Origin of the sequence: Arthrobacter sp. B1I2, assembly GCF_030816485.1 — a bacterium.
Taxonomy (GTDB): Bacteria; Actinomycetota; Actinomycetes; order Actinomycetales; family Micrococcaceae; genus Arthrobacter.
The window spans coordinates 1,595,764-1,607,355 of sequence record NZ_JAUSYC010000001.1; the positions used below are offsets into that span (position 1 = coordinate 1,595,764).

Annotated in this window: 9 protein-coding genes; 3 read left to right on the forward strand and 6 right to left on the reverse strand. The window is 66.4% G+C overall.

Going from position 1 to position 11,592, the window contains the following annotated elements:
* Positions 1–6 precede the first annotated feature (6 nt).
* Positions 7–1,347: an MFS transporter gene (locus QFZ57_RS07420; RefSeq protein ID WP_306899180.1), complete on the forward strand. Its 1,341-nt coding sequence runs from the start codon at positions 7–9 to the stop codon at positions 1,345–1,347.
* A gap of 372 nt (positions 1,348–1,719) precedes the next feature.
* Positions 1,720–3,729, forward strand: a complete 2,010-nt coding sequence (locus tag QFZ57_RS07425) for a rhamnogalacturonan lyase (protein ID WP_373461206.1) — start codon at positions 1,720–1,722, stop codon at positions 3,727–3,729.
* Positions 3,730–3,797: 68 nt separating this feature from the next.
* On the opposite strand, the gene QFZ57_RS07430 is transcribed toward QFZ57_RS07425, so the two are convergent.
* The 4 genes from QFZ57_RS07430 to QFZ57_RS07445 form a co-directional block, all read right to left on the reverse strand.
* Positions 3,798–4,817: an SRPBCC family protein gene (locus QFZ57_RS07430; protein ID WP_306899181.1), complete on the reverse strand. Its 1,020-nt coding sequence runs from the start codon at positions 4,815–4,817 to the stop codon at positions 3,798–3,800.
* A gap of 178 nt (positions 4,818–4,995) precedes the next feature.
* The gene (locus QFZ57_RS07435) at positions 4,996–7,638 is read right to left on the reverse strand and encodes an exo-rhamnogalacturonan lyase family protein (RefSeq protein WP_306899183.1); all 2,643 of its coding nucleotides are present in this window, start codon (positions 7,636–7,638) and stop codon (positions 4,996–4,998) included.
* A 163-nt stretch (positions 7,639–7,801) separates the two neighbouring features.
* Entirely contained in the window at positions 7,802–7,954 is a 153-nt protein-coding gene (locus QFZ57_RS07440; protein ID WP_306629812.1) for a hypothetical protein, read from the reverse strand.
* A 280-nt stretch (positions 7,955–8,234) separates the two neighbouring features.
* Positions 8,235–8,711: a sensor histidine kinase gene (locus QFZ57_RS07445; protein ID WP_306629813.1), complete on the reverse strand. Its 477-nt coding sequence runs from the start codon at positions 8,709–8,711 to the stop codon at positions 8,235–8,237.
* Positions 8,712–8,891: 180 nt separating this feature from the next.
* Here QFZ57_RS07445 and QFZ57_RS07450 point away from each other — a divergent pair, with 180 nt between their 5' ends.
* Positions 8,892–9,644, forward strand: a complete 753-nt coding sequence (locus QFZ57_RS07450; RefSeq protein ID WP_306629814.1) for a ZIP family metal transporter — start codon at positions 8,892–8,894, stop codon at positions 9,642–9,644.
* A 36-nt stretch (positions 9,645–9,680) separates the two neighbouring features.
* On the opposite strand, the gene QFZ57_RS07455 is transcribed toward QFZ57_RS07450, so the two are convergent.
* Complete coding sequence (locus QFZ57_RS07455; protein ID WP_306899186.1) at positions 9,681–10,385, reverse strand: ABC transporter ATP-binding protein; 705 nt, start codon at positions 10,383–10,385, stop codon at positions 9,681–9,683.
* 28 nt (positions 10,386–10,413) lie between these two features.
* The gene (locus tag QFZ57_RS07460; RefSeq protein ID WP_306629816.1) at positions 10,414–11,517 is read right to left on the reverse strand and encodes an ABC transporter permease; all 1,104 of its coding nucleotides are present in this window, start codon (positions 11,515–11,517) and stop codon (positions 10,414–10,416) included.
* Positions 11,518–11,592: the final 75 nt, after the last annotated feature.

An 11,592-nucleotide genomic window follows, 5' to 3' on the forward strand; every position in this document is an offset into this window, starting at 1 on the left:
GTTTCCATGACCATTCCGCAACAGAAGAATCAACCAAGTCCTGCCCAGACGGGTCTTGCCCATTCGATTCCTAATCAGTCGAGCTCCAGTCAGGGCGAGGCGCCGCAGTCCGCTACCCGCGGGATCATCGCCGCGACCATAGGGAACGCGCTCGAATGGTTCGACATCGCCATTTATGCGCTTCTGGCCATCTATATCGGCCGGAACTTCTTCCCCAGTGATGATCCTGGTGTGGAGCTCATCCAGGCCTTCGCGGTATTCGGTGTCTCGTACCTTATCCGGCCGCTTGGGGGACTGGTACTGGGGTCTTTTGCGGACCGGCACGGGCTCAAGAAGGGCCTTTCCGTCACCATCCGGCTCATGGTCTTGGGCACCGCCCTGCTTGCCTTCATGCCGAACTATGGAACCATCGGCATCCTGGCTCCCATCGGGATCGTCCTGGCCAGGCTCATCCAGGGCTTCTCCGCCGGTGGCGAGTTTGGCGCAGCCACCGCCTACTTGATCGCACAGAACAGCAAGCGCAAGGGGTTTCTGGGGAGCTTCCAGTTCGCCAGCCAGGGCCTTGGCGGCCTGATCGCTGCCATCTTCGTGGCTGTCCTGACCACCGTCCTCACCGACGCCCAGATGACCGAGTGGGGCTGGCGCATACCCTTTTTGTTCGGCCTGCTGGTGGGGCCGGCCGGCTTCCTGATCCGGAAGGAAATGCGCGAGGTCCCCGCACCCACGGATGCAGGGGGCAAGAAGCACTCGCCCATCAAGGAAGTGTTCGCCACCCAGAAGACCGGGATGCTCATTGCCGGCGGCGCTTTGGCAGTCTCCACCGCGCTGAATTTCATCCTCCAATACATGCCAACCTTCGCGATCAAGCAACTGGGGCTTGAACCGGGCATCTCGTTCACCTCGCTGATCATCACCGGCGTCATCCTGACCTTCGGAACGCCCCTGGTGGGGCACCTCTCGGACAAATTCGGCCGCCTGGCAATCATGGTGCCCACTGTGATCGTGCTGCTGCTCGCCGTCGTACCGCTTTTCATGTGGGTAATCAGCGCGCGCTCCTTTCTGGTGCTGGCACTCGTGATGACGGTCCTGGGCCTGCTCAAGGCCGCTTACTTCGGCGCCCTGCCATCTGTCATGTCCGATTCCTTCGATACCCGGGCCCGGGCCACCGGCCTCTCCTTCAGCTACAACACGGCGGTGGTTGCCTTCGGCGGTTTCACCCCCATGATCGCCACCTACCTGGTTCAGCAAACCGGCCAGGCGGTGGCGCCGGGCTACTACCTGGCTGTAATCGCGCTCATTAGCCTTGCTGCACTGGCAGCGGGAGTGAAGCTGCGCGGCATCCGCTGACCTACCCCGACGCCCGGTCACTTCTGGCACATTTTCCTCTCGACGCCCCCTCATCTATGACGGATTCTTCCGAGGCGCCCGCTCACTTTCCCCTTCAGAAGGCGGAAGGTGAGCGGGCGTTGTTGGTGTGGCATGAGCGGGCCTGCGCAGGTGCACAAACAAACGTAATAGAACAAATACTCCCAAGCTGTATCGGTCAAACCCTTGACTGGATTTGTAAGGCACTGATAAACCTAGAGGGCAGAAAACGTTTCCTGCCGTTTCCAATCCCCCCTCAAAGTCCCTTGGGGAGGGGGAATCGGGCTATAAATGAAACGTTCCAAACTGTCGTGCGGCAGACTCAGCTGCCGCCGCATCAAAGGAGATGTTCTTTTGGCAAACCCCTCAATGTGTTCCCCGAAATCCCCAGCGGGCAGGGCGTGGAAGGCGGCGCCGGCCGCAGCGGCGGCCACGCTCACCGCAGCGGCCCTGGCCTTCACCGGCGTCCCGTTTGCTGTTGCTGATCCCGGTCAGGGCAGCCCCGCCGCTCCGGCCGCCCCCGCAAAGTCCGGCCTGACCCGCCAGGTGGAGAACCTGGACCGGGCCCCCGTTGCTGTGCTGACGGATCAGGGCGTCACCCTGGGCTGGCGGATGCTGGGCCTGGACAAGGACAGCGTGGGCTTCCACGTCATCCGCGACGGCGTCCAGATCACCGACGAGCCCATCCGCAGCACCACCACCTATGTGGACCCGGCGGGTACAGCGGCTTCCAAGTACGTCATCAAGACAGTGGGCAACGGCAATGGGCAGGACAAGCTCAGTGCCGAGTTCAGCCCGCTGGCGCAAAACTACCTGCCCATCAAGCTGGACAAGCCGGCCGACGGCGTCAGCAAGGATGGCAAGCCCTATACCTACAGCGCCAACGACTCCAGCGTTGCGGACCTGGACGGTGACGGCGCCTACGAGATCATCCAGCTCTGGAACCCGTCCAACGCGCAGGACAATTCCAAGTCCGGGTTCACCGGAAACGTCTACGTTGACGCCTACAAGATGGACGGAACCAAGCTGTGGCGCATCGACCTGGGCCACAACATCCGGGCCGGCGCCCACTACACCCAGATGCTGGCCTATGACTTCGACGGCGATGGCAAGGGCGAAGTGGCCTTTAAGACCGCGGACGGAACCACCGATGCGGCCGGTACCGTAATCGGGGATCCGGCGGCGGATTACCGCAACAGCGCCGGCTACGTCCTGTCCGGGCCGGAATTCCTCACGGTATTCAATGGCGCCAGCGGCACCATCATGGACACGGTTCCGTATGATCCGCCCCGCGGTAGCGTTGCCGCCTGGGGTGACGGTTACGGCAACCGTGTGGACCGGTTCCTTGCCGGTGTGGCCTACCTGGACGGTGAGCACCCGTCCCTGATGTTCAGCCGCGGTTACTACACTCGCACCGTCCTGGTCACCTACGACCTGGTGGACGGCAAGCTGGCCAAGCGGTGGAAGTTCGATTCCGACGTTGCCGGCGCCGAGTACAAGGGCCAGGGCAACCACAACCTGTCCGTGGCGGACGTGGACCAGGACGGCAAGGACGAGTTCGTCTTCGGCTCCATGACCATCGACGACGACGGCACACCGCTGTACAACACCAAGCTGGGCCACGGCGACGCCATCCACACCGGTGATCTGGACCCCTCCCGGCCCGGCCTGGAGACCTTCGCTGTCCATGAGAGCATGAGCCAAAGCGGCAACCGCGGGGCCACTTTCCGCGATGCCGCCACGGGCGAGGTGCTCTGGAGCATCCCGGCTGTCATGGACACCGGCCGGGGCGCCACCGGTGACATCGATCCGCGTTTCCCCGGCTCGGAAAGCTGGGCTGTGGGTGGTGACGCTGCCTGGAATTCACCGGTCGGGTTCCTGATGTCGGCCAAGGGCGAGCGGATCTCAGACAAGATTCCGGCTGCGAACTTCATGGCCTGGTGGGACGGCGACCTGCTCCGCGAGATCGTGGACCACGACTTCGATGCAGCCACCCAGGTGGGCGTTCCGACGATCTCGAAGTGGAACTGGGAGACCCAGGCCAGCGACAGGCTCCTGACCGCCACCGGCGCCAGGACCAACAATGGCACCAAGGGCAACCCGTCCCTGCAGGCGGACCTGCTCGGCGACTGGCGCGAGGAACTCGTGTACCCGTCGGCCGACAGTACTGAACTGCGGATCTACACCACCACCTCACCCACCGACGTGCGGCTCCGCACGCTGATGCACGATCCGATGTACCGCACCGGTGTGGCCCGGGAGACGGTTGGCTACAACCAGCCCCCGCACCCGAGCTTCTTCATCGGCCAGGACATGCAGACCCCGGCCATCCCGGCTGTCTACTACGCAGGTAAGGCCAAGTAAGAAACCGGACAGCAAAGTGCCGCCCGCCTTGGGGGAAGGCGGGCGGCACTTGCTTTTGCGGGTGGCGGTCAGTGGCCGCCGAGGTTGCCACCGACAGGCGGCAGGCCGCCGTCGTTGCGGTCGTCCCCGCGCCGTTCTCCGGCGCTCAGGTTCTCACCCTCGAGTGTTTCATCGGACTCACCCGTGGTGTCCACCAGGCCGTTGGTCTGGTCGAACGTGTGGCCGATCCTGCCGTCATCCAGGTCGGCGAGGGAGCCGGAGGTGCCGGCTGCCGACGTCGTGCCGGCCGTTGCGCCAGCTGTCCCCGTGCCCGGGTAGGCGCTGCCCGTGGTGGCTCCGGTGGTGAGGGGCTCGGCCGGGACTGCGCGGGCGGTGCCGGTGGATGAAGTGTCTGTCGTGGTCGTGTCCGTCGTCAGCGGGGTAACGGTGGCCGGCTCGCCGGGAGTTACTGGCGTTACCGTTTCATCGGCAGCCGCTGTTTCTCCCTTGTTGCCGCTGGCGGCCATTGCCGCTGCTGCGCCTGCAGCTGCTGCGATGCCCACCCCGGCGGCAACCTTGCCGGAGACGCCGGCCTTGCCGGAATCACCGCGGGATGCGCCCGCGTGCTCAACGCCGGGCGTGCCCACAGTGGCGCCGGGGTTGACGGTACCGCGCCAGGCGCCGCTCGCGTAGCCTTCGTCTTCGATGAATTCCTTGAACTTCTGCAGATCCGATTCGGCCTGCCGGTCCACGACGTTGAGCTTGTCGCCCACCTTCTCGATGAGGCCTTCGGGCTCGTACTCGAGGGTCAGCTTGATGGAGGTCTGGCCACCGCCAACGTCCTCGAAGTCCACAGCGCCGGCGTTCGTGGCGCCTTCGGTGGCGGCCCAGGCAACCCTGCGGTCCGGAACCTGTTCCAGGATCTTGGCTTCCCACTGCCTGCGGATGCCGCCGATCTCGGCCACCCACTCCAACCGGTCGTCACTGAGCTGCGTGACACTCTTGACGCCGCCCATGAAGTGCGGGAACTCCTCGAACTGGGTCCACTGGTTGTAAGCGGTGCTCACCGGTACGTTCACCAGAATGCGTTTTTCCACCTTCGTGCTCATAACGTCTCCTTTGCTTTGTTACCGGGAACTGATGAGTCGGGAAAAATCATCAGCATGCTTACCAACATACCTTTTGGGTTGGAATGTTTCCAGAGCCTAACTTTGCTGGACAAAAGAAAACCGCGACGGCGGCACCTGGCCGGGTGCCGCCGTCGCGGTTTGTTCCATGCTGGCTGCGTCAGACCAGGTAATCGCCGATCAACGCCAGGTTCTGGATGACTGCAAGCCCGAACTGGGCGGTGTCGTTCGTGGAGACGGTGGGCGCTTCATCCACCGGCAGCAGCACGTGTGGCGGCTCAATCCTGCGCAGCGTGAATGCTGACTGGTGGTTCAGGTGCTCCCCGCCCTCGGCAAAGCTCTCCCATGCCCGGGCCGCCAGGTCACGGTCATGCAGCCTCGCCGCCGCGTAGGCCGTCAGCCGGCTGTGCGCCTGGGTGAGGTAGATGCCCTCAAGCGGCTGTCCCACGGCGTCCACCTGCTCCTCCTTGGTGGCCAGGAAGAGCCGGCAGTACTGCAGCCAGGCCCGCTCGAACTCCGGATCCGGCAGCAGGTCCACCAGTTCGCTGCAGATCTCCACCAGCCCGAACACGGCACTGAGGTGCGAAACCTGGATCTGCTCCCGCCCGGTATCGAACCGTCCCTTGTCCAGGTCGTACAGGGCCTCGCCGGTGAGGAAGCCGTACTTGAGCGCGCCGATGTCCGCCATGGTTCCCAGCAGCCGGTCGCGCGACCGTGGGTTGCCGGTGCGTTCCCAGTCCGTGAGCCAGGTGGCGGCGAGCGAGCCCCAGTCCGTCCCGAGGCCCACGCCCAGGGCGCCGCGGTTGGGGCGGTAGGTTGCTGCGTCCGGCCGGACCTTCCGGACGGGGTCCAGGCCCAGGAAGTTCTGGTCGCTGTCCACCAGTTCGGTGAGCAGGTCCCCGGTGCGCTCGTCCGCCGTGAGGTAGTAGTAGAAGCGGCGGTAGGCGGGCGTGCTGATCCGGAGCTGCTTGGCGCTGCAGCCCCAGTGCTGGACGTTGTGCCGGGAGCCCAGTCCCTTCCACGGACCCAGATGGTAGACGTCCACCTCGCCCGTGTGCCGCGTCATGGCCTCGGCAAAGCGGAAGATGTCAGCCCTGCCCGAGCGGAGGTAGGAATACCAAAGCCAGAGGTCCGGGGACAGCTCCGAGTTGTCCCAGGCGTAGCCGCCCACGTCGTACCGCCACACATGCCGGTCGAAGTCGTAGGTGTGCATGACGTCGCCGTAGTTCCAGAAGCCATACCAGCGGCGCTGCTCCACCTGGCCGGCGTAGAAATCAAACAGGAAATCCAGCCGGTCCTCGAGCCGGGCCCGCGCGGGAGTGCTCCGGTCCACCGGATCCCAGTCGCCGAAGACACCTGCCGAATGCAGGTACTCCGGAGTGGCCTGCAGCAAGGCGGGGGTGGAGGCGGACGCGGCGTCGGCCGCGAGGCTTTCGGTGGCCGGGGTGGCGTCATAGGCGAACAGGGTTAGCTCATGTGTGCGGGCAATCCCCGTAGGGTTGCCGAAGCCGGGCTCGTAATCCTCATAGGTGATCTCCAGGCCTTCGAGCTGCTCCTCGAACGTGTCCTGGCCCAGGCCGTCGTGGTAGAAGCGCAGGTCCATGGGCTGCGCTTCGGGCGAGTAGAGCCAGGCGGTCAGCGACGCCTCGCCGGTAGCTGCGCCGCGGATGTCCAGCTGGCCTGGGTGGGACTGCCAGAAATCCTTGACGCCCACGCCGAATCCGCCGCGGGTATCACTCAGGGAGCAGAAGCCCGCCGCGCGGGTTCCGCCGGAGATTCCCACCCAGCCGCGTCCGGCGGCGGTGCGCTTGCGCAGCTCGAAGCCATCAGCGGTGAGCTGGCTGAGCGTGTAGTCACCCCAAGTGGGGATCAGGTGGAGCCGGCCCGAAACTTCCGGGTTCCAGGTATCCAGCGGGGGAGTGGGGCGGCCGGTGATCTGCGCCTCCCGCACCTCCATTCCGGGGTCGCGGCGGAGTCCGGTCAGGCCGCGCACCGCTTCGGTGAGGAACCCGCCGTCGGCTCCGGCGATGCGGATGTGCCGGTTGTGCAGCTCGTCCTCCAGCGGCACCGTGAACCGCACGCCGAGTCCGGCCAGGAAGTCGCTTTCCGCGTCCCCGTCCCAAATAAAGGAGTGCACCATGCGCACGCTGCGGGCGTTCGCGTAGAAGTAGAGGCGCACCACGAAAGGCAGCCACCCCTTGCTTCCGCTTCCCGGCGTATCCGGGTGGTGCCGGCCTTCCAGCCGCACCACGGCGCGCACGGGGCCGCTTTGTTCCAGGACGACGGCGGTGAGCTTGCCCGTGAAGGCGTCCCGGCCCACGGTTCCCGCGCCTTCCGGAACACGGCCCTGCACCAGGCTGACCAGCCGGGCGTCCCGGGCAATCTCCCGCCCGTCCCGCCAAAGGCTGCTGAAGAGGGCGGACCCGTTGCGGTTGATCACCATCTTCAGGACCCCGGTATCCACGGTGAGTGCGTTGGCGCCTTCGGTGACCGTGACTGACGGACCGCCCGACGCCGGCTGGCTGCCGGCGGTGGCCGCGTCGCCGTCGGCCGTCACGTGGTAGGTGCCCGAGGGCGTGTCCGTGGCCGGCAGGGCGATGCCCGCCCACTTCAAGGACCCGTCCGGCCACGTGGCCAGCGGCCACGCCTGGCTGGGGATGGGTGTGCCGTCCCCGTCTGCAACTGCCACGGCCGCCGCGCCTGGCACGGTGCCCCGCGGGAACGGCATGCCCCAGGTGGTGCCGCCGCTGGTTTCCGCTGGGGTTTGGCCGTCGATCCACCTGATAAGGGTGCTGTCCGTCATGTCATCCAATTCCACTGGTGTTTGCTGCGCTAGAAGTCCCGGCTCAAATAGGAAAGCGCTTTCTCACTTCGCTCTACAACGTAGTAGACCAGCGGTGCGCGTGCAAGGGGTTTCTGCCAGGCGGGACAGGAGTATGGGAAGCCCGGGGAAAGCGGGGAGGGGACTACTTCGCGGCGCCGTCCCCGTCGTCGTCCGGTCCTTCGGCGGGGTCCTGGGTATGCATGCGGAGGTCCTGCGGGTCCGCGTCCGGATCGCCTTCCGCAGGTGCCTGGTTGTGGACCCGGTCGTCGTCATCCTTTTCTGGATGCTCAGTCATGACTGCTCCTTTGGTGGCGGTGGCGTGCGGTACCCCTCATTCAGCGCCCAGCCGCCTGGCCTGTCAAGGACCATCCACACCCTCTGGCCGGAGCCGTCCTTGTGCACTGGACTGGCGGAGCAGTGAGCACCAACCGCCGTTCCCCGTCCTCGTCCGGCCACCTCGGGGACCTGGAGCCGGACGCCGCCAAGCTCTCCCGCTAGTTTCGCCGGTGTCCACCGGGCATGCGGATGCCCGCCGTCCCAGCAACGGCGGGCATCCGAGTCTATGGGCAGGCGTGTCAGTCCAGCGGCAGGGTTACCGTTACGCTGGTGCCTTCGCCGGGGACGGAACTGATGTCCACCGCGCCGCCCGCTTCCTGCACGGCGACCGCCATGAGCCGCAGCCCGTAGCCGTGGTGCCGCCCGCAGGTGGCGAGGCTGCTGTCAAAGCCCGTGCCGTCGTCGGCCACTACCAAACGGATGCCGTGGTCAACGGCTGCCAGCTGGATGTTGAGCGTGGACGCGGACGAAAACTTGAACGCGTTGCTCAGCACCTCGCGGGCGGACTGGTACAGGAGGGACGCACAGTCCGCAGGGATCTCCAGGCCCCAGTGGGGAGTGTCCCAGTGGACCGTGGTCCCGTGCTGCCGCAGGGGGGCCGTGAGCCGGTCAATGCACCCGGCCAGCCCCAGCGTGTGGAAATCCAGCGGCTGCTTGTCCGTCAGCACGCCTCCCACGGTTGTGACTTCGTTGTCCAACGCTGCTTTGCTTCCCATGACTTCCTGGCTCCCCAACAGCTGGTTTGGTCTTATGGCTCCAGCCTGGACCTGCAACGTCTAGGGATCGCAAGGTTTGCCTCAAGATCCCATCAATTCCTTGTGCCGGGCGTGACGCGGGGCATAGGTCCGGCGGCGTTCCCTGTGTTTCATTTCCGCGGGACGGGGGACGGATGACGTATGCCTACTTGGTTAATGTCACTTGCATGGGGCACCGGTGCCGGCGCTGCCCTGGTCCTGGGAGCAGCCGTGTCCTGGCGGTGGTCGATTCCGTCCAAGATCGTCTCCACGGTCATGGCCTTCGGCGCGGGCGTGCTGATCTCGGCCCTTGCCTTCGAGCTCGTGGACGAGGCTGTCCAGGGCGGCGGCCTCTGGCCCACGGTGGCGGGGTTCCTGGCCGGTGCGGTGGTGTACGTGGGCGCCAACATGCTCCTGGCCCGGGCCGGAGCCAAGCACCGCAAGCGCTCCGGGGGCCAGCAGCCCTCCGAGAAGGACGACCCCGGCAGCGGCACGGCCATCGCCGTCGGCGCACTGCTGGACGGTGTCCCCGAGTCCGTGGTGCTGGGCGTCGGCCTGCTGGCCGGGGGAGCAGTCAGTCCTGCCATGCTGGCGGCGGTCTTCATCTCCAACGTGCCCGAGGGACTCTCCGGAACCGCCGGCATGAAGAAGGCCGGCCGGAGCAGGGGCTACGTGTTCGGGCTCTGGGGCGGCATTGCGGTTCTCAGCGGGCTGGCTGCGCTGCTGGGATACGTGGCGTTGGAGGGTGCGCCGGAGGAACTGGTGGCATTCATAACCTCGGTGGCTGCCGGCGCGATCCTGGCGATGCTGGCGGACACCATGATTCCGGAGGCCTTCGAGGAGCACCACAACCTGACCGGACTGACAGCGTCCGTGGGCTTCCTGACGGCGTTCACCATCCACCATCTGGGGTGAGGGAGCGGGGACGCAGCCGTGGTGGTTAGGGACCCCCTAGGCGCCAGCCAGGACCGGAGCCGTGAGTCTGCCGTCCCGCATGGTGGCCACAACGTCAGTCAGCGGCACGAACTCGGTGTCATGCGTGACCATCACCGTGGCCACCCCGAACTCCCTAGTTACCTGGCGCAGCAGGCCGATGATCGAGGCGCTGCGTTCGTGGTCCAGCGCCGCGGTGGGCTCGTCCACCAGCAGCACCTTGGGGTTCCCCATAAGCGCCCGGGCAATGTTCACCCGCTGGCGCTGGCCACCGGAGAGCTGGTGCGGCAGCCTCCGGGCACTCGCGGAGAGTCCAACGATTTCCAGCAGTTCGGCAGCCTTCGCCCGGGCCGCCTTGGCGGGCCGGCCGCGCAGGAGGTCGCTGATGATGAGCTGTTCGACGGCGGTGAGCGAGGGGATCAGATTGGGCTGCTGGAAGATGATGCCCACCTTGCTGCGCCGCAGGGCCGTGAGCTCCTTGTCCTTGAGGCCGGTGGTAACGGTCCCGTCGACGATGACCTGTCCGCGGGTGGGGCGGACCAGGGTGGCGGCAACGGCCAGGAGGCTGGACTTGCCGGAGCCTGAGGGCCCCACGAGCGAGACCAGCTGCCCGGCCTGCGCCGTGAGGCTGACCGCGTCCAGGGCGGTAGTGGTTCCGCTGCCGTCCGGATACTCGAGGGTGACGTTGACCAGGCTCAGCGGAGCGGGGGTGGAGGAAGGCATTGATTTTCCTTTCAGGAAGCGGGAGGGGTTAGTTGCCGCCGAGGGCCAGCAGCGGATTGACTTTGGTGGCGCCCCGGACCGCCAGGGCGGCGCCGGCCAGGCCCAAGGCGACGATCCCGACGGCGGGCACGACGGTGGTAGCGGCGTCCAGCAGGAACGGGGCAGCCTGGGCGGCGAGGGAACCGGCCGCGACGCCCACGGCGCCACCCACGCCGGCTCCCGCCACCAGGACGATCGCAGCCTGTGCCATGGCGTCCCGGAGAATGTAGGAACTGGGCGCGCCCATGGCTTTCAGGACGGCGATGTCACGGGTCCGCTGGATGGTCCAGACGGTCAGGAACGCCACGATCACCAGGGCCGAGATCCCGTAGAGGAACGCCTGCATCAGGGTCAGGGAGCCGTTCTCGCTCTTGAAGGAGCCCAGCGCCTGGAATGATCCAGTGCGGGACTCGCTGACCGTGTGCGCGGCTGCGTTGGCGGCGGCCTCGTCCACCTTTGCCTCGTCCGCGTAGGTGACGGCGACGACGGTGGCCAACTGCCCGCCGTCGGACACGTGCGCCGCCTTGGCCCACGCCGGGAGTGCCGTCCACACCACGCTGGTGTGTGCGTACCACTGGTCCGGCACCACGGCCGCGACGGAAAGCTCCACGCCGCCCAGGGACACCGTGTCCCCCTGGCCAACGGACAGTGCCTCGGCTACCGAACTGCCCACCACAGCCGTGCCGGCGGTAACCCCGGCCGGTGCCAGCTGACTTCCCGGCGTGATGCCGAAGACAGCCACGTTGGCCGTGCCCGACCCGCCGGCCGTTTGCGCCCGGGTCTGCGTAATTCCGAGCGGCTCGGCGGACCGGACGCCGGGCTGGTTCCTCCAGCTGTCCACCTGCGCCGTCGTCACGGAGCTGTCCGTGTAGGACGCCTTGGGAACGGCGGACCCCGGGGCGCCGAAAGCGACGGTATCCACCGGCCGGGCACTGGCCGCGCCGAGCTTTTCGATGGCGGAGGTTGATTGCTCGGCGAGTCCCGCTGTCAGGCCGGACAGCATGACCAGCAGCAGGGTGATCAGGGCAACGACGCCGCCCATCATGGCGAACCGGCCTTTGGCGAAGCGGATGTCGCGGATTGCCAGGAACACGTTGTTTCTTCTCTCAGCAGGGGTGGATTCTTCTGTCCTTCCACTCTCCCGGGGGCAGACTGTTGCGGCATCGCG

Bases quoted from the DNA above. Each gene is read 5' to 3' on its own strand.
- QFZ57_RS07420 (WP_306899180.1), top strand. From the start codon at position 7: ATGACCATTCCGCAACAGAAGAATCAACCAAGTCCTGCCCAGACGGGT.
- QFZ57_RS07430 (WP_306899181.1), bottom strand. From the start codon at position 4,817: ATGAGCACGAAGGTGGAAAAACGCATTCTGGTGAACGTACCGGTGAGC.
- QFZ57_RS07435 (WP_306899183.1), bottom strand. From the start codon at position 7,638: ATGACGGACAGCACCCTTATCAGGTGGATCGACGGCCAAACCCCAGCG.
- QFZ57_RS07440 (WP_306629812.1), bottom strand. From the start codon at position 7,954: ATGACTGAGCATCCAGAAAAGGATGACGACGACCGGGTCCACAACCAG.
- QFZ57_RS07445 (WP_306629813.1), bottom strand. From the start codon at position 8,711: ATGGGAAGCAAAGCAGCGTTGGACAACGAAGTCACAACCGTGGGAGGC.
- QFZ57_RS07450 (WP_306629814.1), top strand. From the start codon at position 8,892: ATGCCTACTTGGTTAATGTCACTTGCATGGGGCACCGGTGCCGGCGCT.
- QFZ57_RS07455 (WP_306899186.1), bottom strand. From the start codon at position 10,385: ATGCCTTCCTCCACCCCCGCTCCGCTGAGCCTGGTCAACGTCACCCTC.